General features: G+C 63.6%; 19 protein-coding genes. 17 read left to right on the top strand and 2 right to left on the bottom strand.

Annotated elements, in window-relative coordinates; all coding sequences use genetic code 11:
• The gene (locus tag MRY80_RS23285; protein ID WP_293293647.1) at positions 1-1443 is read left to right on the top strand and encodes a mannitol dehydrogenase family protein; all 1443 of its coding nucleotides are present in this window, start codon (positions 1-3) and stop codon (positions 1441-1443) included.
• A 6-nt stretch (positions 1444-1449) separates the two neighbouring features.
• Here the strand turns inward: MRY80_RS23285 and MRY80_RS23280 are convergent, their stop codons facing one another.
• A complete protein-coding gene (locus MRY80_RS23280) occupies positions 1450-2163 on the bottom strand; it encodes a GntR family transcriptional regulator (protein WP_293293645.1) in 714 nt (237 codons plus the stop codon).
• 254 nt (positions 2164-2417) lie between these two features.
• Between MRY80_RS23280 and MRY80_RS23275 the strand changes: the two genes are divergently transcribed.
• From MRY80_RS23275 to MRY80_RS23250, 6 genes are all read left to right on the top strand, one after another.
• Positions 2418-3407 (top strand): ABC transporter ATP-binding protein, encoded by a 990-nt coding sequence (locus tag MRY80_RS23275; protein ID WP_293293643.1) that lies wholly within the window; start codon positions 2418-2420, stop codon positions 3405-3407.
• Between the two features lie 64 nt (positions 3408-3471).
• The gene (locus tag MRY80_RS23270; protein ID WP_293293641.1) at positions 3472-4764 is read left to right on the top strand and encodes an extracellular solute-binding protein; all 1293 of its coding nucleotides are present in this window, start codon (positions 3472-3474) and stop codon (positions 4762-4764) included.
• A 137-nt stretch (positions 4765-4901) separates the two neighbouring features.
• Positions 4902-5759 (top strand): ABC transporter permease, encoded by an 858-nt coding sequence (locus MRY80_RS23265; protein WP_293294215.1) that lies wholly within the window; start codon positions 4902-4904, stop codon positions 5757-5759.
• 3 nt (positions 5760-5762) lie between these two features.
• The gene (locus MRY80_RS23260) at positions 5763-6602 is read left to right on the top strand and encodes an ABC transporter permease (protein WP_293293639.1); all 840 of its coding nucleotides are present in this window, start codon (positions 5763-5765) and stop codon (positions 6600-6602) included.
• Positions 6603-6605: 3 nt separating this feature from the next.
• The gene (locus tag MRY80_RS23255) at positions 6606-7307 is read left to right on the top strand and encodes an aspartate/glutamate racemase family protein (RefSeq protein ID WP_293293637.1); all 702 of its coding nucleotides are present in this window, start codon (positions 6606-6608) and stop codon (positions 7305-7307) included.
• Complete coding sequence (locus MRY80_RS23250) at positions 7304-8164, top strand: GNAT family N-acetyltransferase (RefSeq protein WP_293293635.1); 861 nt, start codon at positions 7304-7306, stop codon at positions 8162-8164. Before MRY80_RS23255 ends, MRY80_RS23250 begins: the two co-directional genes overlap by 4 nt.
• A 529-nt stretch (positions 8165-8693) precedes the next feature.
• Here the strand turns inward: MRY80_RS23250 and MRY80_RS23245 are convergent.
• Positions 8694-9425 (bottom strand): class II aldolase/adducin family protein, encoded by a 732-nt coding sequence (locus MRY80_RS23245; protein WP_293293633.1) that lies wholly within the window; start codon positions 9423-9425, stop codon positions 8694-8696.
• A gap of 264 nt (positions 9426-9689) precedes the next feature.
• Between MRY80_RS23245 and MRY80_RS23240 the strand changes: the two genes are divergently transcribed.
• From MRY80_RS23240 to MRY80_RS23195, 10 genes are all read left to right on the top strand, one after another.
• Positions 9690-11105 (top strand): aminomethyl transferase family protein, encoded by a 1416-nt coding sequence (locus MRY80_RS23240; RefSeq protein ID WP_293293632.1) that lies wholly within the window; start codon positions 9690-9692, stop codon positions 11103-11105.
• 101 nt (positions 11106-11206) lie between these two features.
• Entirely contained in the window at positions 11207-11890 is a 684-nt protein-coding gene (locus MRY80_RS23235) for a GntR family transcriptional regulator (protein WP_293293630.1), read from the top strand.
• A gap of 83 nt (positions 11891-11973) precedes the next feature.
• Positions 11974-13464, top strand: coding sequence for an aldehyde dehydrogenase family protein (locus MRY80_RS23230; protein ID WP_293293628.1), 1491 nt, complete (start codon positions 11974-11976; stop codon positions 13462-13464).
• Between the two features lie 106 nt (positions 13465-13570).
• A complete protein-coding gene (locus MRY80_RS23225) occupies positions 13571-14395 on the top strand; it encodes an ABC transporter ATP-binding protein (RefSeq protein ID WP_293293627.1) in 825 nt (274 codons plus the stop codon).
• A complete protein-coding gene (locus MRY80_RS23220) occupies positions 14392-15144 on the top strand; it encodes an ABC transporter permease subunit (RefSeq protein WP_293293626.1) in 753 nt (250 codons plus the stop codon). The genes MRY80_RS23225 and MRY80_RS23220 overlap by 4 nt, the downstream gene beginning before the upstream one ends.
• Positions 15141-15926: an ABC transporter permease gene (locus MRY80_RS23215; protein WP_293293624.1), complete on the top strand. Its 786-nt coding sequence runs from the start codon at positions 15141-15143 to the stop codon at positions 15924-15926. Before MRY80_RS23220 ends, MRY80_RS23215 begins: the two co-directional genes overlap by 4 nt.
• Positions 15927-15981: 55 nt before the next feature.
• Positions 15982-16938 carry an ABC transporter substrate-binding protein gene (locus tag MRY80_RS23210; protein ID WP_293293622.1) on the top strand — a complete coding sequence of 319 codons (957 nt, stop codon included), beginning with the start codon at positions 15982-15984 and terminating at the stop codon, positions 16936-16938.
• A gap of 107 nt (positions 16939-17045) precedes the next feature.
• Positions 17046-18860, top strand: coding sequence for a thiamine pyrophosphate-binding protein (locus MRY80_RS23205; RefSeq protein WP_293293621.1), 1815 nt, complete (start codon positions 17046-17048; stop codon positions 18858-18860).
• 542 nt (positions 18861-19402) lie between these two features.
• A complete protein-coding gene (locus MRY80_RS23200; protein ID WP_293293620.1) occupies positions 19403-20950 on the top strand; it encodes a winged helix-turn-helix transcriptional regulator in 1548 nt (515 codons plus the stop codon).
• A gap of 181 nt (positions 20951-21131) precedes the next feature.
• A complete protein-coding gene (locus MRY80_RS23195; RefSeq protein WP_293293619.1) occupies positions 21132-25046 on the top strand; it encodes an autotransporter domain-containing protein in 3915 nt (1304 codons plus the stop codon).
• Positions 25047-25074 lie beyond the last annotated feature (28 nt).

Raw genomic sequence — 25074 nt, 5'->3', positions numbered from 1 at the left:
GTGACCGACCTGCCGCGGCTTGCCCGGCCGGCCGACGCGCCGGCGCCCGGCATCGGCATCGTGCATCTCGGCCTCGGCGCGTTCTTTCGGGCGCATGGGGCGCTCTATATCGAGGAGGCGATGGCCCGGTCGGGCGGCGACTGGGGCATCCTCGGCGTCAGCCTGCGCCACGCCGACCTGCGCGACCGGCTGGAACCGCAGGACTACGCCTACACGGCATGCGAACTCGGGCCCGAGGGCGAGAGCCTGCGCATCGGCACCGCCGTGCGCTCGATGCTGGTCGCGCCGGAAGACCCCGATGCCGTGCTGGCGGCGATGGCCGATCCGGGCGTGACGATCGTTTCGCTGACCGTCACCGAAAAGGGCTATTGCCACGCGCCGGCGACGGGCCGGCTCGATTTCGCCCATCCCGACATCGTCCGCGATCTCGCCGATGCAGCGCGGCCCGTTTCCGCGCCAGGCTTCCTGTGTCGCGCGCTCGACCGGCGGCGCAAGGCCGGCCTTCGCCCCTTCACGGTGATGAGCTGCGACAATCTGCCGGAAAACGGAGCGCTCCTGCAAGGCGTGGTTCTCGATCTCGCCGCCCGCATGGACGCCGAACTGGCGCGCTGGATCGAGGCGGAATGCGTCTTCCCCTGCACGATGGTCGACCGGATCGCGCCGGCCACAACCGATGCGGACATCGAACGGCTGGCGCGGCGCACCGGCATCCACGACGCCGCACCGGTGATGCACGAGCCGTTTCGCCAATGGGTGATCGAGGATCGCTTCGTCGACGGTCGACGGCCGGCGCTGGAGGCCGTCGGCGTCGAACTGGTCGAGGATGTGCGCCCCTTCGAGCACATGAAGCTGCGTTGCCTGAACGGGACCCATTCCGCGCTCGCCTATCTGGGCTATCTGGCCGGGGCCGAGACCGTGTCGGACGCCGTGGCGAGGCCGGCGCTGGCCGGCTTCATCCGCCGCCTGTGGGACGACGAGATCCTGCCGGTTCTGACGCCGCCGCCCGGCGTCGATCTTGCCGCCTACACGCATGCCCTGACGGAGCGCTACGCCAATCCCGGCATTCGCCACCGGACCTGGCAGATCGCCATGGACGGTTCGCTGAAGCTGCCGCAGCGCATTCTGGGCTCGGTGTCCGAAAACCTCGCCGCCGGGCGCACGCCAAGGGGCCTGTTCCTCGTGATCGCGGCCTGGATGCGCTACACGTCGGGCGTCGGCGAGGACGGGCAGCCGATCGACGTGCGCGACCCGATGGCCGACCGCCTGCGCGCGGTCTGGCAAGACGGCGCGGAACCGGCCGCGATCGTGTCCGGCTATCTGGCCTTCGACGAAATCTTCCCCGGCGCGCTCGCGGCCGACCCGGCGTTCAGCGCAGGTCTTACCGAGGCTCTGGCGGATCTTCTGCGTGACGGGGCGGAGGTCGCCGCTGCGCAATACGCCTGAGCGCGTTCAGCCGGCCGTGAAGACGTCGGCGAGCGAGGAGGCCTTCTCCTCCCTCTCCCTAAGGTCGAGCCCGGAATGCAGGTCGATGATGTGGCTCTTCATGATCTCCTCGGCGGCGGACCCGTCATGGCGAGCGAAGGCGTCGAGAAGGGCGTGGTGGGAATGGCTCTCGCAGGTCGTGTCCGGACGCTTCCAGTAAAGCGCGATGATCAGCGACGAGCGCGACACGAGCGAATGCAGGATCTGGGTCAGCACCCGCTGGTCGGCGATCTCGGCGATGGCGGTGTGGAACGTGCCCGACAGCGACAGGGAAACGCCCATCTCGCCGCGCTTCTTCGCCTCGTGTTCGGCCTCGACATGGCGCTGAAGGCGTTCCACCGCCTCGTCGGTCATCGCCTGCGCGGCCATGCGGGCGATGCGCGGCTCGATCAGGGCGCGGGCCTCGAAAACTTCGTGCGCCTCGCGGATCGTCGGCCGCGACACGAAGGCGCCGCGGTTGCGCTCGATCGTCACCAGCCCGCCATGGGCGAGCGCCTGGAGCGCGGTGCGCGCCACGGTGCGGCTGACGCCGAAGGTCTCGCCGACCTCGTCCTCGGCCAGCTTCATGCCGGGACTGATGCGATGGCCGAGGATCGCGCTCTCGATTTGATGGCAGATGTCGAGTGCGCGCCCCGGCGGCAAGGAGTAGGTCGCGCTGGTCGCGCCCGGATTGATCTGCATCGACATCCCCGAAATCACGGCCGGGCAACTGCCGGCCGCTCCCTTTGAGATACGCCTCGCAGCGCGTTCAATCAACGGCAAAATCGTATACAAAATCTGCTTACAATGTATCCGACATGACTAATTATTGAGCACATATTGAGATGCGCGGAATCGCGCCACCTCATACATCATTCAATTTCAACGACTTACAGGCTCGCTCAGTCTGGCACGCCGTTTGCACGATATGTCGCAGGTCCGCAGGGAGCTTGCCCATGTCGCAAAAGTCGGCACTTGAACTCGTCAACCTGACCAAACGTTACGGCGACACGATCGCCGTGGACGCGATCGACCAGAGGATACCCGACGGCACCTATACGTGCCTGCTCGGGCCGTCCGGATGCGGGAAGTCGTCGACGCTGCGCATGCTCGCGGGTCACGAGACCGCCTCGTCCGGGGACATCATCCACGCCGGCAACAACATCACCAACCTACCGCCGGCGCGGCGCGGCACGGCGATGATGTTCCAGAACTACGCGCTGTTTCCGCATCTCAGCGTGGTCGACAACGTCGCCTTCAGCCTGAAGATGAAGGGCGTCGACAAGCAGGCGCGCCGCAAGAATGCGCGGGAACTGCTGGAGCTGGTCGACATGGCGCCCTATGGCGAGCGCCTGCCGGCGCAGCTTTCGGGCGGCCAGCAGCAGCGCGTCGCGCTCGCCCGCGCGCTGATCACCGAACCGTCGATCCTGCTGCTCGACGAGCCGCTGTCGGCGCTCGATCCCTTCCTGCGCATTCGCATGCGCACCGAATTGAAGCGCCTGCAGCGCGAACTCGGCATCTCGTTCATCCACGTGACGCACAGCCAGGACGAGGCGCTGGCGCTGGCCGACCACATCATCGTCATGAACGGCGGGCGCATCGAGCAGGACGGCCCGCCGCAGGACGTCTTCGACGCGCCCCGCACGGAATTCGTCGCCCGCTTCATCGGCGGCCACAACATCGTCGGGCGCGACGAGGCCAAGCTCGCCGTCAGGGCCGACCGCATCGCGCTTACCGCCGGCCAGGCCGACCCGACCGCGATGCCCGCGACCGTCAAGGCCATCGAATATCTGGGCACCACGGTCACCGTCGCGGTCGACACCGTGGAGGCCGGCGAACTCAACGTCTCGCTTGGCGACACCGTCTATTTCGCCAACCCCGTCGAAATCGGGCAGTCCGTCTTCCTCACCTGGAAGCCTGAGCACGCCCACGCGCTTGCGGCGTGAGCCGCAAACCGGCTTGCGGCATGCCGCCGCCGGCCACCCACCGGAGGCAATAGGAGCACCTACCATGACCACGAAACAGGACAAGAAGGGCGTCAGCCGGCGTTCGGTTCTCAAGGGCGCCGCGGCCACGGCCGGCGCTGCGATCGGATCCGGCGCGATCACCGGCTTTCCGACGATCTGGGCCCAGAACATCAAGGACGTGACGCTCCGCCAGTTCGGCACCGGCGTCTCGAACCTCAACGACGTCGCTCAGAAGGTGAAGGAAGACCTCGGCTTCACGCTGGAAATGACCGCGCTCGATTCCGACGCCGTCACCCAGCGCGCGGCGACCCAGCCCGGCAGCTTCGACATCGCCGACATCGAATACTGGATCTGCAAGAAGGTCTGGCCGACCGGCAACCTGCAGGCGATGGATACGTCGAAGATCAAGAACTACGACAAGATCGTCGGCATCTTCAAAAGCGGCAAGCTGACGCCCGAAAGCGAGATCGCCCAGGGCACGGCGCCGCACACGGTCGGCTTCGTCGACGGCCCGGGCGGCACCTCCTTCGCCTCGGAGGAAACCGGCTGGATGACGCTGATCCCGACCATCTATAACGCCGACACGCTGGGCATCCGCCCCGACCTCATCGGCCGTCCGATCGAAAGCTGGACCGAACTCCTGAACCCCGAGTTCAAGGGCAAGGCCTCGATCCTCGACATCTCGTCGATCGGCATCATGGATGCGGCGATGGTCTGCGAAGCCATGGGAGAGATCCAGTATGGCGACAAGGGCAACATGACCCGCGAAGAGATCGACAAGACCATGGCGATCTTCACCGAGGCCAAGAAGTCCGGCCAGTTCCGCGCTTTCTGGAAGACCTTCGACGAGTCGGTCAACCTGATGGCGTCGGGCGAAGTCGTCATCCAGTCGATGTGGTCGCCGGCGATCACGGCGGTCAAGTCGCGCGGCATCCCCTGCGTCTACCAGCCGCTGAAGGAAGGCTACCGCTCCTGGGGCGGCGGCATCGGCCTTTCGAGCAACCTGTCCGGCCTCGAACTTGAAGCGGCCTACGAATACATCAACTGGTACCTGTCCGGCTGGGTCGGCGGCTACCTGATGCGCCAGGGCTACTACTCCGCCGTTCCGGAGACCTCCAAGGAGTTCATGTCGGAAAACGAGTGGGGCTACTGGTTCGAGGGCAAGGAAGCCACCGACGACATCACCAGCCCGACCGGCGACAAGCTGGCGACGGCCGGCGACACCCGCGACGGCGGCTCTTTCTACGACCGCATGGGCGCCGTCGCCTGCTGGAACGCCGTCATGGACGAGAACCAGTACATGGTGCGCAAATGGAACGAGTTCATCGCGGCTTGACGCGATGAGATCGCGGTGTCCCGGCCTTCCCCTATGGGCCGGGACACCGTCACCAGCTTTCCAACGGATAGACCATGTCGGACCACAGCCAGACCACTGCCGCAAAGACGACCAGCGCGCCCCTTCAGCGCCGGACCATGCAGGGCCTCCCGGACGCGGTGAGCGGCTGGCTCCTGTCGCTGCCCTTGTCGCTCGTGCTGCTGTTCTTCCTCGTGCTGCCGATCGTGATGATCGTGATCGTCAGTTTCTGGGGCGCCACCGAGTTCTCGATCTATCCGGCCTTCCAGTTCGACAACTACGAATTCCTGCTGACCTCGCCCGTCACCTATTCCGTGTTCCTGAACACGATCAAATACGCCGTCATCACCTGGGCGATCACCCTCGTGCTCGGCTTCACCATCGCCTATTTCCTGGCCTTCCACATCCGCTCGCTGACGTGGCAGATCGTGCTGTTCCTGCTGTGCACGATCCCGTTCTGGACCTCCAACATCATCCGCATGATCTCGTGGATCCCGTTTCTCGGGCGCAACGGGCTGGCCAATTCCACGCTGATCTCGTGGGGCGTCATCGACGAACCGCTGGAGTGGCTTTTGTTCTCCGACTTCTCGGTGATCCTCGCCTTCGTGCATCTCTACACGCTGTTCATGGTCGTGCCGATCTTCAACACCATGATGCGCATCGACAAATCGCTGATCGAGGCCGCCTATGACAATGGCGCGACCGGCTTCCAGACGCTGACCAACGTGATCGTTCCGCTGGCCAAGCCCGGCATGATGATCGGCTCGATCTTCGTCGTCACGCTCGTGATGGGCGATTTCATCACGGTGCGGTTCATGTCCGGCAGCCAGAAGGCCAATGTCGGGCGGCTGATCTCCAACGACATCGCGCTGCTGCAATATCCCTCCGCCGCCGCGACCGCGGTGATCCTGCTGATCACGGTGCTGATCGTGATCGCGATCCTGCTGCGCTTCGTCGACATCAGGAAGGAGCTCTGAAGCATGGAAAAGCGTCCCCGCTCCTTTTACGTCCTGGCCGCCGTCTTCGCCCTGTTCCTCGTCTTCCTCTACGGGCCGACGGTGACGATCGCGATCCTGTCCTTCCAGGGTCCGCAAGGCGGCCTCACCTTCCCGATGCGCGGCGTCTCGCTGCACTGGTTCCGCGACCTGTTCCAGGAACAGGCGGTCGGAGACATCTGGGGCAGCTTCGCGCGGTCGCTCGTGCTCGGCCTGATGGTGATGGTCACCACCGTCGTGGTCTCGGTGATGGGCGGGCTCGCCTTCCGCAAGCGGTTTCCGGGTTCCGGCCTCGTCTTCTACCTGATCATCACCTCGCTTGTGATCCCGTCGATCCTGGTCTCGCTCGGCGTCGGGCTGATCTTCTCGCAATCGGGCCTGAACGTGCACTGGTCGACCTCGGGCTACGGTTCGCAGCTGACATGGACCCTGCCCTTCGGTCTCCTGATCATGTTCGCGGTGTTCAACCGCTTCGACAAATCCTACGAGGAGGCGGCGCGCGACCAGGGGGCCTCAGCGTGGCAGACCGTGTGGAACGTCGTGCTGCCGATCATCGCGCCGATGCTGATCGGCGTGGCGCTGTTCGGCTTCACGCTGTCCTATGACGAGTTCGCGCGCACGCTTCTGACGGCCGGCAGCTACAACACGCTGCCGCTGGAGATCTACGGCATGACCACCAACGTCACGACGCCGGTCATCTTCGCGCTTGGCACGCTGACCACGGCCTTCTCCTTCGTCATCATCGCGGTCTTTCTCGTGACGGTGCTCATCGTCAACAAGCGCCGGGCGCGTCTGGGATCCGACGCGGGCAAGGGCATGGTGTGAGCCATGCACATCCTCCTCATCAATCCGAACTCGACCGCGGCCATGACCCGGTCGATCGAGGCGGCGGCGCGGGCTGCCGCCCGGGTGGACACGAGGATCACCGCCGTCAACCCGACGGACACGCCCCCCGCGATCCAGGGGCCGGAAGACGGCGCCGCGGCCCTGCCCGGCCTGTTCCGGCTGTTCGACGCCGAGGTGATCGACAAGGGCGGCTATGACGCCTGCATCATCGCCTGTTTCGACGACACCGGGCTGATGACGCTGAAGCGACGCTCGCCGATCCCGGTGATCGGCATCGGCGAAGCGGCCTTCCATGCGGCGACGCTGGTCGGAGAATGGTTCTCGGTCGTCACCACGCTCGGCGTGTCCGTGCCCGTGATCGAGGCCAATCTCGCAGCATACGGTTTCGCCAAACGCTGCCGCAAGGTGCGTGCCTCCGAAGTGCCCGTGCTGGCCCTGGAAACCGACAAGGACGGATCCTGCGACACGATCGCGGCGGAAATCGCCACGTCGATCGCCGATGACAAACCGGATGCGATCGTGCTTGGATGCGCGGGCATGGCCGACCTCGCGCTGACACTTTCCGACCGGTTCCGACTGCCCGTCATCGACGGGGTGGCGACGGCGGTCGCGCTCGCCGAGGCGCTGCGGGCGGCCAATGCCGACCGATGGACCGGCACCGCCGGCGGAGCCCGCATCGCATGACGGTGCCGATCATCCGGCCGGCCAGCGCGCAAGAGTTCTCGATCGCCGTCGAATGGGCCGCCAGCGAAGGCTGGAACCCCGGCCTCGACGACCTCGCCGCGTTTCACGCAGCGGATCCTGACGGTTTCCTGATGGGCTTCCTCGGCGACGAGCCGGTCTCGTCGATCTCGGTCGTGCGCTACGGCGACGGCTTCGGCTTCCTCGGGTTCTACATCGTCCGCCCTGAACACCGCGGAACGGGCACGGGCATTTCCACCTGGAACGCCGGCATGCGGCACCTGGAGGGCCGCACGATCGGCCTCGACGGCGTCGTGGCGCAACAGGACAACTATCGCAGAAGCGGCTTCGCCCTGGCCGGGCGCAACATACGCCACACCGGCGTGCCGGCGCGTCTGCCGGCGCCGGAGACCGGTTGCGACATCCGCGCCGTCACGCCCGCCGACCGGGACGCGATCGCACGCTACGACCGCGCGCATTTCGCGGCTGACCGCAGCGATTTCGTCGCCAACTGGACACAGCCGCCTACCGGCACGCGACGCAACAGCCTCGTCGCCACCCGCAACGGCGCCATCACCGGATACGGCACCATCCGGGCCTGCCGGAGCGGATACAAGATCGGCCCGCTCTTCGCCGACGAGCCGATGTTCGCCGAAGCGCTGTTTGTGGCACTGACCGGATCGGTGCCGGATGACGCGGAAGTCTCGCTCGACACACCCGAAGACAACACCGCAGCCGTGGAGATCGCCAAGAAGGCCAGCCTCGACCCGGTCTTCGAAACCGCCCGAATGTATCGCGGCGACAATCCCGGGCTGCCGATCAGCCGGATCTTCGGCGTTACGACGTTCGAACTGGGCTGACGCCCGGCGGGGCGAAAGGCGCGCTGTACTGCGACGTGACGGTTTTGCGCACTCAGGATCGCTGCGGCGCGCTCTTCGGATGGCTGCAGCGCCGGCCGGGCATTGGGATGGATCCCGATCTTCCCGGCTACACGCGGGCAAAGTTTATCTATGACTGGTATTCGGTGGGCTGATGTGCGCTGGAATTCCAACCAGATAACAACGGAACCTCCCTAACAACGGATTTCATCGAACGACCGAAATGGGGCCGCAAGCGGACTGGCCGCTTTGGGAACCAAGCTGTTGATTGCGGACATCGTCGCGGCACCCGAACGAGATCGCCGATCCCGCGGCAGCACCTTCTACAGGGTGGTCCTGAGTTTCGGGGTGTTCCACTGGCCATTCTCTGGGTTTAGATGCGGCGCCCTGGCCTGCGGTCCGGTCGTCAGGCGAGAACAACCGGCACAGATTGGCGGAAAGGTCCATGGAGCGGACTACCTTCTCACGCCGCAACCCAGGGTTCAGCCGGGAGGGGCCGGCACGCCATCGCTTAATCGGCCTTCAGGCCAGCGCGCGCGCAGCGGTTCGGCCAACTGCGGTCGATGCCGGCCGGTGACAGGTTCAAGGCTGCAGCCTGATCTATTTCGCCGGTGGTCAGATAGGAGATATCGCCGCCCATCGCGATCATCCTTGCCTGCGCGGTTGCGTTGTCTGCACTGTAGATCGCCGAGAAGACGACCTGCTTGACGCTTGCCCCGGCGACCACCGCGCCATGGCGACGCAGTAGCGCGACCGAATGGGGGCCGAGCGCCCTGGCGAGCGAGCGGGCCTTGTCCATGTCGTCGACGAGCAGCGACGTGTCGCCGAATTCCGTATGCGAGTCCCAGACCGGCACCTCGTGGCCGAGCACTGCGCCGAGATGGAAGACGGGGCGCAATGGAACCGTCGACGAGGCGAAGGCGACCATGGCGCCGGAATGGTGGTGACAGACGGCCATGACGTCGGGCCGCGCCTCGTAGATCGCGCCGTGAATGGCGCGTTCGGAATAGCTGCGGCGTCCTTCGAGGTCTGCGATCGGCATGCCGTCGAGTTCGTACTCGTAGATATCCGCTGCAGTAACGCGGGCCGGGCTGATCGCGCATGAGATGAAATAGCGGCCCGGGTCTTCAGGGCTGCGGGCGCTCACATGCCCGAAATCGTCGACGACACCTTCATTGGCGAGAATTCGGTTGGCCTTCACCAGAAGGTCCTTGGTGGCGGCAATATCGCTGGCGCTGCTCATTTTCGCTCCTCCTCGCGTCTCCGGCCCACGGTCGGCGGGTCGGCCTGTCGGTTCCTGCGTCGCCTTGGTATCGTCGAACGATATCGTTGACAAGCGAATGCGTACGGGTTTGATTTCGTCGGGAAATTCCCCGGAACCGTTGAATTTGGCGCTTGGCGCGTTTCACGAATGCAAATTCACCTCTTGAATCGTCAGACGATCTTGTCTAACGGAGAGGTAGGCCATCGCAAGAAGCGGCCGGACTCAACGGGAGAGAGGACGCCAATGAGCGCGCAAAATCAGAGTGAAACCCTCGAAGATCTGCTGTCGCCGATTCCGGATCTCGTAGACCATTTCTACAACGACACGCGCGCTCCTCACGTGAAGGCCACGCCGGGCCTGACGCCGGTGCCGACCGAGCGAACGAACTGGGTCGACGAGCAGCGTGCCTGGCGCAACACGGCAGTCCTGTTCGATCAGTCGCACCACATGCCGGAGCTGTTCGTGCGCGGCCCGGACGCGATGCGGCTGTTGAGCGATGTCGGCGTCAACAGCTTCACCAATTTCGTACCCAACCGGGCCAAGCAGTTCATCGCCTGCAACCACGAGGGGCAGGTGATCGGCGAGACGCTGATGTACTGCCACGGCGAGCAGGAATTCGAACTCGTCAGCGGCATGCCGCTCCTCAACTGGGTCGAGTACAACGCGATCACGGGCGGCTATGACGTGACGCTGGAGCGCGACAACAACACGGCGCGAAATCCGAAGGGGACACGCCTGAAGTTTCGCTTCGGGATGGACGGCCCGAACGCCGGCAAGATCTTCTCCGAAGTCATCGAAGGCGACATGCCGGACATCAAGTTCTTCTGGGCCGCGACCGTCCGTATCGCCGGCTGCGATGTGACGGCGCTGCGCCACGGCATGGCGGGCCACCAGGGTGTCGAGCTCTCCGGCCGTTTCGAAGACGGTGAGAAGGTGCGCGCGGCGCTGCTCGAGGTCGGCGGGAAATACGGCCTGCAGCAGGGCGGCACGGTGACGTATTTCAGCGCCGTGACCGAGAGCGGCTGGATGGCGTCGCCTTTCCCGGCGATCTTCACCAGCGACAAGCTGCGCGACTACCGCCAGTGGTTGCCTGCGGATTGCTGGGAGTCCGGAGCGCAGCTCGGCGGCAGCTTCGTTTCGGACAGGCTGGAGGACTACTACGTCACGCCCTGGGACCTCGGCGTCGACGGCCGGATCAAGTTCGACCACGACTTCATCGGCCGTGCGGCGCTCGAGGAGCAGGCCCGGAACCCGACCCGGGCGCGGCGAACGCTGGTCTGGAACGACGAGGACGTGTCGCGCATCTTCTCCTCGATCCTGGAGCCGGGGCCGGCTTTCAAGATGCTGAGGCTGCCATACGCCTCCTATGCCTATCAGCAATATGACACGGTGCGTACGCCGGACGGCGAGATCGCCGGCCACTCCACCTTTGTCGGATACAGCGCCAATGAGGCGAAGGTGCTCTCGCTCGTCATGATCGACCGCAAATTCGCGGAAACCGGAACCGAACTGATGCTCACATGGGGCGAACCCGATGGCGGATCGCGCAAGCCCCATGTGGAGCGTCATCGCCAGACCGACGTGCGCGTTACCGTGGCGCCTGCGCCCTATGCGCAGGTCGTCCGCGACAGAAAGACCCAGAGGGTGGCGGCGGCATAGCACCCCGCCGCCGCGCTGGAACCGTGTTGAATCGTTTGACGATATCGTCTAACTATAATCGAGGTAATCTGGTCCCCATGTTTGCACTCCAGGAGATGCCAATGACCGACGACGCCTTGGTTGCCGAGACCCAGAATCAGGATGCGCGCAAGGGCGGCTCCACGCTTCAGGATGTTCTCGATCACATTCGCGAAGGCATGCGCCAGGGGCGGTTTGTCCCCGGCCAGCGCCTCGTCGAACCCGACTTGATGCAAAGCCTCTCCGTCAGCCGCGGCACGGTGCGCGAGGCGCTGGTCCATCTGCGCGCCGAAGGGCTGGTGGAGTTCGAGCGTTACCGCGGGGCGCGCATTCGCATCCTGTCGCGCCAGAAGGTGGTCGAGCTGAACCAGATTCGCGGCGTGGTCGAAGGGCTGGCAGCCGGTCTGGTCGCTGAGAGGCTGGAAGAGGAAGGGCGCCAGCGGCTGATCGCGCTCCATGACGAATTCGATCCGGCGAGCGACGATTACTCGTCCTACAACGAAAGCTTCCACAACACGATCATCGAACTGAGCGGGAACAAGAGCCTGCCGCCCGTCATCGCAGCGACGCTGCTGGAGAGCTTCCGCGTGCAGTTCGACAAGCTGCTGTCGCGCCGGGAGGCGACCAAGCGCTCGTACGAGGAGCATACCGGAATTCTCAACGCGATTCTGAAGCGCGACGCGGAAGAGGCGCAACGCCGGATGACCCGGCATGTCGAGGCGTCCTGCCGAGAGATTCTCGAGGCGCCGGACCATTATTTCAAGTGACGCGCTGCTGATCGGGCGGACTGGAGGGGCAAGGGGGAGCCCGCACCGGACGTGCCGAACTGCGCAAGAATTGGGAGGAAGGGATGGATCAAGTCCGCGAATTGACCCTTGGCGAGGTGCTGCCCGGCCATGACGGTCTCTTTTACGGCGGAAGGTGGCGGAAGTCGGCTTCCACCGGCTCAGCGCCGACCTTCAATCCCGCGACCGGCAAACCGCTCGCCGAGGTCGCGGTAGCCTCCCCCGAAGACGTCGATGAATGCATCGCCGAAGCGGGCGATGGCTTTCGCGAATGGTCGCGGACAAAGCCCGCCGAGCGCGCCGATATCATGCGCGAGATGGCGACGATCTTCCGCGCCAATGCGCCGGAGCTTGCCTACCTCGATTCCGCCAACAGCGGCAATCCGGCCCGCGACATGGTCAACGACGTGCACATGGCGGCGTCCTGGTTCGACTTCTACGCCGGGCTGGTGACCGAGATGAAGGGCCATTCGATCCCGTTCGGGCCGGGCTCCGTCACCTATTCCATGCGCGAGCCGCGTGGCATCGTGGCCCGCATCGTCGCCTTCAACCACCCCTTCATGTTCAGCGCCGGAAAGATGGCGGCGCCGCTGGCCGCCGGCAATTCGGTCATCGTCAAGCCGCCCGAGCAGGCGCCGTTGTCGAGCCTGCGCATGGCTGAACTGGTCGGTCACCTGCTGCCGGCCGGGGCGATGAACATACTCAACGGTGGCCGAGATGTTGGCCAAACGCTGTCGGAACACCCCGATATCGCCATGGTGACGCTCGTCGGCAGCGTACCGACCGGCAAGGCCATCATGCAGTCCGCATCGTCCACGCTGAAGCCGATCATCCTCGAACTGGGCGGCAAGAATGCGCTCGTCGCGTTTCCGGACGCCTCTCCCGCAAAGGTCGCGGAAGCGGCGATCGCCGGCATGAACTTCGGATGGTGCGGCCAATCCTGCGGTTCGACGAGCCGGCTGTTCCTGCATGACGACATCCACGATGCTGTGATGGCGGAGATTCTGGACAGAATCGCCCGCTTCGAACCCGGCATTCCGACCGAGTTCTCGACCACGATGGGGTCGATCATCAATGCCCGCCAGTATGAGCGCGTGCTCGGCTACATCGAGAAGGGCAAGGCGCAGGGGGCGACGCTCGCCTATGGCGGCGTGAAGCCGGAGGACCCGGCCCTCGAAAACGGATTTTTCGTCTACCCGGCGGTCTTTACCGGCGTCACGCAGGATATGGCGATCGCATCGGAGGAGATCTTCGGTCCGGTTCTGTCGGTGCTGCGCTGGCGCGACGAGGCCGAGATGTACCGCAACGTCAATGCCGTCGATTACGGTCTCACCTGCTCGATCTGGACCAACGATCTGCACCGCGCCCACCGCGCCGCGAGCAGCGTGGAGGCGGGATATGTCTGGGTGAACAGGGTCGGGACGCATTTCCTGGGCGCACCGTTCGGCGGCTACAAGCAGTCCGGCATCGGCAAGGAAAACTGCCTGCAGGAACTGCTGAGCTTCACCCGCGAAAAGAACGTTCACATCGAATTCGACGAGGAAATGATCGCCTGACGCGAGACGGCGGGACCGTGTTCCACGGGGAGGAAAGAAACTTGCATCTTCACGCGACCACTCACCGGCACGAACGAAGCCGTCGCCTGGCGGGAGCATCATGACCATGGCTGCCCCCGTTTCGCCTTCCGCCGCGCGGCCGGCTTCGGAGATGATCGGCTTTGACGGCGTCAGCGTCGTTTTCGACACGCCGAAGGGGCAGGTCGTGGCGCTCGACGATGTGTCCTTCTCGATCCCCGAGGGCGAATTCGCCTCGGTCATCGGCCCGTCGGGATGCGGCAAGACGACCATCTTCAACATCCTGGGCGGCTTCCTGCAGGGCAATTCAGGCGAGATTCGCCTGGAAGGCAAGCCGCTCCAGCAATCCGCCACCGATGTCGGACTGGTGTTCCAGGAAGACGCTGCTTTTCCCTGGCGGTCCGCACTCGACAATGTGGCGTTTCCGCTCGAATTGAAGGGCGTCGGCAAGGAAGAGCGTCACGCAAGGGCGCGCGAGTTCCTGCAGATGGTCGGACTTTCCGGTTTCGAGGACAAGTATCCAGCCGAACTCTCAGGCGGGATGCGTCAGCGCGTTTCGCTGGCGAGGACGCTGGTGACGCAGCCCAAGGTCCTGCTCATGGACGAGCCCTTCGCGGCGCTCGACGAGCAAACCCGCCTGCTGATCGGCGACAAGATCACGACGATCCACAACGAGATGAAGCAGACCACGATGCTCATCACCCACAACATCACCGAGGCGGTGCAGTTGTCGGACCGCGTGCTGGTGATGACCTACCGCCCGGGGCGCATCAAAAAGGTGGTCGAAATAGACCTGCCCTGGCCGCGGACGTCCGAAATCCTTGGCAGTGAGAAATTCGGCCAGTACGTCGCCGCGATATGGGACGACCTGCGCGTGGAAGCGAGCCGTGGGCTGGAGGCGCAGGGCGCATGAGGGCGCTTCGGATCCTTGCCTCTCCGACCCTGGCGGCGGTCCTGTTTCCGTTCGCCCTCGGTCTCGTGCTCGAAGGCGCGGTCCGGGCCGGACTCATCTCGAAATTCGCGATTCCGCTTCCGTCCTCGATCCTAGCTGCAATCCCGCAGCTCGCCACGCGCAACGACCTTGCTGGACGCTTCCTGTCGACGGCGTCGCTGGCAGTCGTATCCGGCGTTCTCATTTGCGTTCTCGGCGTCCTGATCGGCGTGCTGCTCTACCGGCTGCCGCGACTGGGCGCGGCAGCGGAACCACTGGTCGCGGGTTTCGCGGCCGCTCCGCTCATCCTCGCCTATCCGATCTTCCTCGTCTTTTTCGGCCGCAATCCCTCGGCGCTGATCGCATTTGCCACCGTCGGCGGGTTGGCGCCCGTGGTGCTCAAGACCACGGAGGGTCTGAAGACTGTCCGACCGGTGTTTCGCAAGGTCGGGCAAACGCTGAAGCTGACGCCCCGCCAGGCCTTCTTCAAGATCGAACTGCCGGCCGCGCTGCCGACCATCGTGACCGGTATCCGACTCGGCTTCGTGTTCGGCCTGATCCACCTTATCGCCTTCGAGTTTCTGCTGAACTACGGCGGTCTCGGCGGTCTGGTCGCCGAGTTTTCCGAGCTTTACAACCCGCCCGCGACCTTCGCCGCGATCCTGTTCGTGATGATGCTCTGTGCGCTCGTCATCTTCGTAACGGAAAGGCTCGAGAGGTGGATACGATGACCAGCAACGCCGCACCGCGTTCGGCGGCGCTCGCGCTTTCGCCGGTGGCGATCCGCGTCCTCATCATCCTGGCGGCCATTGCCGTTTGGGAAGTCGCCGCCCGGTCCGGCCTCTTCTACCAAGGGGTCTTCCCAAGCGTCTTGAAGATCGTCGCGGCCCTGTGGGAGTTGCTCACGTCGCCGGATTTCTACTGGCACCTGTCGGTGACAGCAGGAGAACTGGTGCTCGCTATTTTTTTCGGCGGTACGGTCGGGGCGGTGGCGGGCTATGTGCTCGGGGTCTCGAACTACCTGTCACGGGCCTTGGAGAAGTATGTCTATTACGTCTCCGCCACGCCTAAGATCATCTTTCTGCCCATCGTCATCATCTGGTTCGGCGTCGACAGTGGCTCCAAGATCGGCCTTGGCGCGGTCGCGGCGTTCTTTCCAGTCTGCCTGAACATCGCGTCGGGCGTCCGCTCGGTGAACCCTGTATTCCTGCGGGTCGGCGCCGCCTTCAAGGCGACGCGGAGCCAGGTGATCACGAAGATCTACCTTCCGGCGATCAGAGGCGCCGCCATAAACGCCGCGCGGTTGGGTCTGGCGGTCGCCATCATCAGCGTCCTTCTGGCGGAGACCAAGCTCGCCAAGAACGGTCTCGGTTACCTCGTGACGCAGGCTTTCAACAAATACGACATGCCGACGATGTACGCCCTGATCTTCTTCATCTTCATCGTTTCCGTCGCGATCAACACCGCAATGATCAGAATGGCAGGGGAGAGGGAGTCCGGAAGCAGTTTCTAAAAGAAAGCAACGCCTTGCCGATGGCGGCGGGCGAACAAACTAGGAGGAGAAGAACATGAAAAAGCTGACAACAGCCATGGCCGCGGCGGTACTCGCGCTGGCCGCGAACGGCGCACTTGCTCAGGATCTGGAGACCGTTCAGGTCGCCATCGGTTCCGGCGGCAATCTCGAAGCCCTCATCACCGAGATCGGAAAGCAGGGCGGCATCTTCGAGGAATACGGCCTCGATCCGGATATCCGCTACACCCGCGGCGGCGGTGAGACGATCCAGGCGGTCGTTTCCGGCGGCGTGCAATTCGGCGTTGCGCCGGGCGGTGTCGGTGTGATCAGCGCCTTCACGCAGGGCGCCCCGATCAAGGTCGTCGGTGCCTCGACCACAGGCTCGGCCAACTACTGGTATGTGCGCCAGGATTCCGAGATCCAGAAAATCGAGGATTTCGAGGGCCACAGCGTCGCCTACTCGACCACGGGTTCGGGCACTTACAATATCGGCAAGATGCTGATGGAGCAGAATGGCCTGACATTCGAGCATGTCGCCACCGGCGGAACGCCGGCCACGTTCACGCAGGTGATGAGCGGTCAGGTCGATGTCGGCTTCTCTTATCCGGAGTTCGGAACCGACGCCATCGACCGCGGCGAAATCCGCGTCGTCTTCCGCGACAACGAGATCGACCGGATCAAGAACCAGAGCTTGCGTTGGATCATCGCCAATTCCGAGGCCAGCGACGACCTCGTGCAGCGCTACATGAGCGCCTACCAGGACACGATCGACTGGATCTTCAGCGGCAGCGACGAAGCGCTTGAGATCTACGCCAAAGAGATCGACGTCGACCTCGACCGTGCCAAGACCCTGCGCGACGACTTCTGGTCGCCTGAAATCCTGACGGTCGACAAGGTGTCGGGTCTCGACATCATCACCGAAGACGCCATCGCCCAGGGCGTGCTCGAAGGGCCGCTGTCTGCGGAGGATCAGGCGAAACTCTTCCAGTATCCCGAGCGGATCCAGAAGTAAGAGGCGGGCAAACCGTCGAAACCCCAGCGCCTGGCCGGTTCCGGTAATCGGCCAGGCGCGTTCGCGATGCTGTCGGACTGCCATGGTCCGGCAAGGAGACCCAGCCGATGCACGAAACCACCGATCACGCGACAGACAGCAATCCGAGGGACCTCGAAAAACCCGTGGGAAGCCTGGCCAATACGCCGCAATATGGCAGCGACGTGGTCGCAAGCCTCCTGCGCGAATTCGAGATTCCCTATTTCGCTCTGGTGCCCGGTTCAAGCTTTCGCGGTCTGCAAGACTCGCTGGTCAACTATCTGGGCAACCGCGATCCGCAGATGGTCGTCTGTCTGCACGAGGAACATGCCGTTGCGATCGCCAATGGCTATGCGCGGGTGACCGACAAGCCGATGGCAGTGGGCCTGCATGCCAATGTCGGGCTGATGCACGCGGTGATGACTGTCTACAGCACGTGGTGCGACCGCCTTCCCATGCTCATCTTCGGCGCGACCGGTCCGGTCGATGCGCACAAGAGGCGCCCATGGATCGATTGGGTGCACACTGCGAAAGACCAGGGAGCGCTGATCCGGAACTACGTCAAGTGGGACGACCAACCTGCGTCACCCGAAGCGGCGATCGAGGCGGTGCTGCGCGCCCGCCAGATCGCGACGACCGCGCCTTGCGGGCCAACCTATGTCTGCATGGATGTTTCATGGCAGGAGGAGCCGCTGGCCGACAGTGTGAAGGTGCCGGACATCGCCCGTTTCGCGCCGCCTGCGCCCACCGGAGTAACAAAGCGCGGGATGGACGACCTCCTCCTGGAGCTGAGCAAGGCCCGCAAACCGCTGTTCCTGTTCGGCCGCAACGGCCGTTCGCAGGAAGCATGGGATGCCAGGGTCAGGCTGGCGGAAATCGTCGGCGCTGCGGTGATGACCAGCATCCATAATCCTTCCTGTTTTCCGAGCGACCATCCGCAACACGTTCTTCCGGTCTGCGGTGACGCTCGTAGCGATGCGGAACGCGAACTCGTTGCCGACAGTGACCTCATCGTCAATTTCGACTGGATGGACTTTGCCGGCTTCCTGCGCACGCTTTCCGGGCAGGCGCAGTCGCAGGAGCCGGTCGCGACGACGCTCGTCCATTGTTCTCCGGACGCAGTGACTGCCAATGGCTGGTCGATGGACCACCAGGCATTGCCGGCAGCCGACATCCATCTGGCCGTTCACCCCGACATCCTGGTCGACGCGTTGCTTGAGGAGATCGACCGAGCGGATGTCCGGTTCTCGAGCGACCGGGACTTTTCCGGTACGCACTGGAGCGCGCGTTTGCGGCAGGAGCCTGTGGGCGACAAGCAGGGCGCAGTTGCCTTGCTGGATTTCTCCATGGCTGTGCGCCAGTACGGGATCGACAACGATGCGACATTCGTGCGCTTTCCGATCGGCTGGCCGGCCACCGCATGCCGGTTCGACCATCCGCTGTCTTATCTGGGCACCGACGGCGGAGCCTCCATTGGCATCGGGCCCGGACAGGCGGTGGGCGCGGCCTTGGCGCTGCGCGACAGCAGCCGGCTGGTGACGGCCGTGCTCGGCGACGGCGACACGCTGATGGGGGTCAACGCGCTTTGGACCGCGAGCCATCTGGATTTGCCGATGTTGATCGTGGTTGCGAACAACAAGTCGTATTTCAATGATGAATTGCATCAGGAGCGCGTGGCAAATGCTCGCGGCCGCCCTGCTGAAAACCGCTGGATCGGGCAGCGAATCGATAACCCGGAAGCCAATATCTGCATGATGGCCGAAGCGCAGGGCTTCCAGACCGAAGGTCCGGTGAGGGCGCGCGCGGACCTGCAGGCGGCGCTGGAAAGGGCCGCCGCGGTCGTGAAGGCGGGAGGCCGCGTGCTGATCGACTGCCACGTCGAGGCAACCTACGCAAAGAACTGATCCTTCGATCGTCGCGGTCGATGACGCGGCGGTCTTGAACAACGCCCATTTGACCCGGGCTTTCATTTCTGAACGCGGAGCCGACTTATTCAGGTATCTGCGGCGGTCGATCAGCCTCGACGATCGCCCCGACATGTCCTCCGCGAAATCCGGGAGGATCGCCTGGGTTGGCACGCCGCCGTCATCGCCAGCCGGCTGCCCGTTCCGGCCGGGGCATGGCGTCATCAATATGCGGTCTGTGCCGTTGCCTTTCCCGATCGGCTTGTCCACCAAGCCCTTCGCATAGATGTGACCGGTGACAGCATGTGCCGAAAAGGACATCGGATTGCTTGATACTGCTCCTGATGGCAGGGCGACGCGAACTGCCGACGATGCGCGGCCTATCGGAGCGGGACAGGACAAATAATATATCTGGGCCTTCTGTTATTCTCATTGAATTACGGATCGGGATCGTTAGTTTTGACCGGTACGTTGTCCGAGAGAGCCGCTTCTGAACAGGCTGTGTCGCGGTTGGAGTATCTGGTTAGGGGGCGGGCCGCGGGGTGTTCTGGACCGATTTCACAAGTGCAAAACTTGGCGATGATACAGTCTATTTTTCCGTGGCTGAATCTCGACTGCTCGAAGTCTTGTCGCGCAATGCCGGCCGGACTCTGACCCGCAGCCAGATCATCGATGCCATCTCGGACGATGGTTCGGGGAAGACTGACCGGAGCATCGATTTCCTCATCAACCGCGTCAGACGGAAGCTCGGCGACGACGCCCGCAATCCACGTTTTATCGGAACCCGTTATGGCGGCGGCTATGTCTGGCTTGGCCCGGCCGCACCCGCGCCATCCGCTGTGCAGGCGGCCGCAGCGGATATCATGGTTGGGCCGCTTCGCGGTCTCGATCTCCTGGGATCGCAAAAGACAGCGGGTCTGGCATTCGCGCAGTACCTTGCCGAGGCGCTGGGAGCGGATGGCGGCGGAACGGCCACGGTCGAAGCCGATATGAACCTGGCGTCTAGCGCGAGAGTGGAGCCGGCGCTGTTCACGGTCGAGCTGGCCTTCTTCCGTGATGGCGAGGCCCCCGGATGCGTGATGACCTGCCGGTCGAGCCTGTCGGGGCAGGTATTTTTCCTGCACCGGCTGTCACTGATGCGCGAAAGCGCTCCCTTTCCGTCGATCAAGCGAACGGCCGAACAGCTTGTTCCCGAAATCCTCGCCGCGCGTTGGCGCGTCGACGTGGATCACATGGCATCAAGCGAGCCGCTTCCGGTGGCGATGCAGAATGCGACCTTCAACAACTCGGACGCACCTGTGTCATGGCAGGAAAATGATGTGCAACTCGCCAGATTGCGCGCAGACCGTCCCGACGACCCTGCCCTGGCACTCATGTATGCCCATCATCTGCACACCAAAATCGTTATCTCGGGACATAAGACTTTCCGCTCGGGACTGGAGGAAAGCCTCGAGATCGACGATGAAATAGAGCGGCTGGTGCAGTCAGCCCTGATCACTTGCCAAGACAATCCGGACCTCGCGATCATCGCGGCAAAACTTTTGTACTACGTCGACAGGCGCTACAAGACGCTGGCGCTCGAACTCGCGCACAAGGCGAATGGCAGCGGCACCGCTGTCGCAACGTCAATGGCGATCCTTGGCCAATTGCTTGCCTTCACGGGCGATATCGATGCTGCGGTCGACCTGTTGCGTCAGGCGGAAACACTCGCCGCGCCGAAATCGCGGTTTCGCCACTATGTGCATTTCTTCCTGTGCCAAGCGCTGATTGCCGGCGGGCGGCGCGCTGAACTGGAGCCCGTGCGCGCCGAACTCTACGCCTTCCATCCTCTGGCGCGATTGTTTTACGAGCCCTTCATGACCGATCCGGACCGGCCCTCATTGCGCGCTCGGGCCGCCATATTGTCGATGTCGAAAGCGCGTGCCAGTGCAACCTTGAGCTACGGGCACCGTATCTCGGGTGGCCTGTTCGAGCAGGCCGAGCACCGCGCCAACAGCATGCGTGCCCCGGTCAACCTGTGTGTGCGCCGGTTCGGCCGTTCGGTTGTGCCTGAGGAAGTGGCGGTATCGGTCCCCTCGTTGCTCGGCTAGAGCCATCCGCCACGCATGATTTGGCGACCCGATGACCGCTCTGATCGCCCATGCCTGGTTGCAGCAAGAACGCGCCAACCCGTTGAAAAAACAACGCTGCAAATAATTGTGCAACAATTGTTGCCGATGTCTCTCCCCAAAACATCCAGCTTCTTCAAGTCGAGGGATTGGGGGACGTTTCATGGGGACATCAGGCAATTCGGTAACAGGCTGGCAATCCGTCAGTGTGAGAAGACGCCTGCATCTGCTTCTCGCCACCAGTGCGTTGACCGTTGTCTTGCCCGTTGCCGCGGTGGCGCAAGAGATTATTGACGGCACGTCAGAAACCGTGGTCGGCACCGGTGGCGGCACGCAGGCAAGCCCGTGGTATGTTGGCGGGCTGGAAAACCCGACGGATTTGACGATCGGCTCCACCGGCACCGGCACGCTCGCTATTTCCGCCGGCGGCGTAGTCGTCGATGTCGCGGCCACGATCGGTGACAATTCCGGTTCGGAAGGCACGGTGACGGTGGATGGCGCGGGGTCGAAATGGACGAGTGCACTTGATCTCCGTGTCGGCAATTCCGGCACCGGCACGCTCAATATTTCCGATGGCGGTGAAGTCTACAACGACTATGGGATCATCGCCGACGAAGGCGGTTCGGATGGCACGGTGACCGTGGATGGACCGGATTCGGTCTGGACGAATCGGGGCAAGCTTTTTGTCGGTTATGGCGGCACTGGAAGGCTCCACATTTCCGCTGGCGGCGCAGTCACCAATGATCTGGTGGCTGTCATCGGCGAGTTCGGCAGTTCGATAGGCAGAGTGACTGTGGATGGCGCAGGGTCAAGCTGGACGATTTCGGACGCGCTTCGTGTCGGCGATTTCGGCAGGGCGTATCTGGATATTTCCGCTGGCGGCACAGTGAGCGGTACCATTGCTACCATAGGCTACTCTTTTAATTCGCTTGGCACGGTGACAGTGGATGGCGCAGGGTCGAGCTGGACGAATTCGGGCAGTCTTGTTGTCGGCCGTTTCGGCTCCGGGACGCTGGATATTTCCGATAGCGGCGCAGTGAGTGCCAATGGCGTTTCCGTCGCCGCCTATCCTGGCTCCATCAGCACAATCAACATTGGCGCCGCCTCCGGGGAGGCGGCTGTCGCGGCAGGCACTCTCGACAGTCCCACCTTGGCATTCGGCGACGGCACCGGCACGCTGGTCTTCAACCATACTGATACCGGCTATGATTTCGGCAGCGATATCAGCGGCAACGGCACGATCTTGCACGAAGCGGGCGAAACCAACCTAACCGGCGATTCTTCCGGTTTCTTGGGCGAAACCCACGTTTCTGGTGGCACGCTTAATGTCCGCGGCGCACTTGGCGGTTCGATTGGAACCATCGGCATCAATTCCGGTTCGAACGGCACTGTGACGGTGGAGGGTTCGGAATCGAGCTGGACGAACTCGGACAGTCTTTATGTCGGCGAGAAGGGTCGCGGGGCGCTGGAGATTGCCGCAGGCGGCGCGGTCAGCAACGCCAGTGCCTATATCGGCTACAGTACCGGTTCGCACGGCACGGTGACGGTGGATGGCGCAGGGTCGAGCTGGACGACTTCGGACAGGCTTCATGTCGGCGATGGCGGCACGGGGTCGCTGGATATTTCCTCTGGCGGCACAGTAAATGCCAATGGCGTTTCCGTCGCTGTCGGAGCTGGCTCCACCGGCACGATCAACATTGGCGCCGCTTCAGGGGGGCCTGCTGCTGCGGCAGGGACGCTCAGTAGTCAGACCATGGTGTTCGGCGATGGCGACGGCACGCTGGTCTTCAACCACACCGATACCGGCTATGATTTTGGCACCGATATCAGCGGCGACGGCACGATCTTTCACAAGGCGGGCGATACCAACCTGAGTGGCGATTCTACCGGTTTCTTGGGCGAAACCCGCGTTTACGGCGGCACGCTTCATGTCAGGGGTTCGCTTGGCGGCTCGACCGGGGTCATCGGTACCCATCCCGGTTCGAACGGCACGGTGACGGTGGAGGGTTCGGCGTCGAGCTGGACGAATTCGGGCGATCTTTTTGTTGGCAATGAGGGCACCGGAACGCTCGATATTTCCGATGGCGGCACAGTAAGCAACTCCGTTGGTGGCATCGGCACCACTTCCGGTTCGAACGGTACGGTGACGGTTGAGGGGCCGGATTCGAGCTGGACGAATTCGGTCAATCTCTTTGTCGGCAATGCTGGCACCGGGACGCTCAATATTTCCGGTAGCGGCGCGGTGAATACCAATCTCGTCACCGTTGCCCGCAATGCTGGCTCCACCGGCACAATCAACATTGGCGCCGCCTCGGGGGAGGCTGCTGTTGCGGCAGGGACACTCAATAGCCCGATCGTGTTGTTCGGCGATGGCGATGGTACGCTGGTTTTCAACCACACCGCGAGCGGTCATAAGTTTGGTGCGAATTTGAGCGGTGACGGCCAGATCTTGCAGGAAGCAGGCGATACCATTCTGAGCGGCGATTCTTCCGGCTTTTCCGGATCGACCAGCGTTTCCGGCGGCACGCTGCATGTCAATGGGTTGCTTGGCGGCACGATTGACGTCTCTGGCGGCGTGCTCGGCGGTTCGGGCACACTGGGTGCCCTGACGGCGGACGCCGGTGCAGCGGTCGCGCCGGGCAATTCCATCGGCACGCTGAATGTCGGCGATACGACCTTCAATGCCGGATCGGTTTATGAGGTCGAACTCAACGATGGCGGCTTTGTTGCCGGCATCAACAACGATCTTCTGAACGCTTCCGGCACGGTGACGATCAATGGCGGGACGGTGAATGTCACGCCGGTCAATGGCAGCGATTCAGGTATTAGCTACACGCTTGGCAGCTACACGATCCTGACCGCGGCGGGCGGCGTGGTCGGAACGTTCGACGCATTGACCGACGATTATGCCTTCCTTGACTTCGCGCTGGATTACAGCGGCGCCAACAGCGTCATTCTGAATTCATCCCTGGCGGTCAGCAGCTTCTGCCAGGCCGGCATGACCGCGAACCAATGCGCGACCGGCGAAGGCGCCTATTCGCTTGGCTTCGGCGATGCGACGTTCAACGCCCTGCTGACGCTCGCCAATGACGAGGCGCCCGGCGCCCTGGACCAACTCTCCGGCGAGATCTACGCCTCGGCAAAGACGGCGCTGCTCGAAGACAGCCGCTTCCCGCGCGAGGCAGCGCAGGATCGTCTGCGCTTCGCACTCGGTGGTGTGGGAGCCGACAACCGTGGGCAGGCATTCGGCTATGGCGGCGGCGGTTTCTGGGCGCAGGGCTTCGGGGCCTGGAGCCAGCAGCACGGCAACGGAAACGTCGCCGCCATCGACCGTTCGATCGGCGGCTTCATTCTGGGCGCCGACACGCTGGTCCTGGACGATCTGCACTTCGGCGTGCTTGGCGGCTATTCTCGCTCGAACTTCCACGTCGATAGCCGTGCGTCCTCCGGCACGGCCGACACTTACTCGCTCGGCGCTTATGCGGGTCGTACGGGGGGCGCTTTCTCGCTCGAGGGCGGAGTGGCCTACAGCTGGCACAGCCTCGATACGTCCCGCCTGGTGGGATTCACCGGCTTCTCCGACAGTCTCACGGCATCTTACAGTGCCGGGACGCTGCAGGTCTGGGGCGAGGCGGCCTACAGCATCGAGGTGAGTACAGCCCGCTTCGAGCCCTTTGCCAACCTGGCTTTTGCAAACCTGTCCACCGACGGATTCACCGAGAGCGGCGATGCCGCGGCACTGACGGCAAGTGGCCAAAGCACAAGCGCCACTTTCACAACCCTTGGGTTCCGCGGTGACAAGCAAGTCGATCTTGGTGCTGTGCACGGCACGCTCTCGGGAGAGATTGGCTGGCGGCACACTTTTGGTAACACGCCAACCGCCACGCAGAGCTTTGCCGCCGGCGGGAGCGACTTTGGCATCGCCGGGGTGCCGCTTGAGCGCGATAGCCTGGTCCTCGGTGCGGGATTTGATGTGAACCTCACCGAGGGTGCCTCGCTAGGCCTCACCTATAGCGGCCAATTCGGTTCGAGCGGTCAGGATCATTCGGCCAAGGCGAAACTCACTGCGCGGTTCTGATCGGCAGCGTTGGATCGCATGTGTCGGC

Source organism: Oricola sp. (assembly GCF_022763245.1).
Lineage (GTDB): Bacteria > Pseudomonadota > Alphaproteobacteria > Rhizobiales > Rhizobiaceae > Oricola.
This window is presented reverse-complemented; position numbering and strand designations above follow the sequence as displayed.

Bases quoted from the DNA above. Each gene is read 5' to 3' on its own strand.
- MRY80_RS23280 (WP_293293645.1), bottom strand. From the start codon at position 2,163: ATGCAGATCAATCCGGGCGCGACCAGCGCGACCTACTCCTTGCCGCCG.
- MRY80_RS23275 (WP_293293643.1), top strand. From the start codon at position 2,418: ATGTCGCAAAAGTCGGCACTTGAACTCGTCAACCTGACCAAACGTTAC.
- MRY80_RS23270 (WP_293293641.1), top strand. From the start codon at position 3,472: ATGACCACGAAACAGGACAAGAAGGGCGTCAGCCGGCGTTCGGTTCTC.
- MRY80_RS23265 (WP_293294215.1), top strand. From the start codon at position 4,902: ATGCAGGGCCTCCCGGACGCGGTGAGCGGCTGGCTCCTGTCGCTGCCC.
- MRY80_RS23260 (WP_293293639.1), top strand. From the start codon at position 5,763: ATGGAAAAGCGTCCCCGCTCCTTTTACGTCCTGGCCGCCGTCTTCGCC.
- MRY80_RS23255 (WP_293293637.1), top strand. From the start codon at position 6,606: ATGCACATCCTCCTCATCAATCCGAACTCGACCGCGGCCATGACCCGG.
- MRY80_RS23250 (WP_293293635.1), top strand. From the start codon at position 7,304: ATGACGGTGCCGATCATCCGGCCGGCCAGCGCGCAAGAGTTCTCGATC.
- MRY80_RS23245 (WP_293293633.1), bottom strand. From the start codon at position 9,425: ATGAGCAGCGCCAGCGATATTGCCGCCACCAAGGACCTTCTGGTGAAG.
- MRY80_RS23240 (WP_293293632.1), top strand. From the start codon at position 9,690: ATGAGCGCGCAAAATCAGAGTGAAACCCTCGAAGATCTGCTGTCGCCG.
- MRY80_RS23235 (WP_293293630.1), top strand. From the start codon at position 11,207: ATGACCGACGACGCCTTGGTTGCCGAGACCCAGAATCAGGATGCGCGC.
- MRY80_RS23230 (WP_293293628.1), top strand. From the start codon at position 11,974: ATGGATCAAGTCCGCGAATTGACCCTTGGCGAGGTGCTGCCCGGCCAT.
- MRY80_RS23225 (WP_293293627.1), top strand. From the start codon at position 13,571: ATGGCTGCCCCCGTTTCGCCTTCCGCCGCGCGGCCGGCTTCGGAGATG.
- MRY80_RS23220 (WP_293293626.1), top strand. From the start codon at position 14,392: ATGAGGGCGCTTCGGATCCTTGCCTCTCCGACCCTGGCGGCGGTCCTG.
- MRY80_RS23215 (WP_293293624.1), top strand. From the start codon at position 15,141: ATGACCAGCAACGCCGCACCGCGTTCGGCGGCGCTCGCGCTTTCGCCG.
- MRY80_RS23210 (WP_293293622.1), top strand. From the start codon at position 15,982: ATGAAAAAGCTGACAACAGCCATGGCCGCGGCGGTACTCGCGCTGGCC.
- MRY80_RS23205 (WP_293293621.1), top strand. From the start codon at position 17,046: ATGCACGAAACCACCGATCACGCGACAGACAGCAATCCGAGGGACCTC.
- MRY80_RS23195 (WP_293293619.1), top strand. From the start codon at position 21,132: ATGGGGACATCAGGCAATTCGGTAACAGGCTGGCAATCCGTCAGTGTG.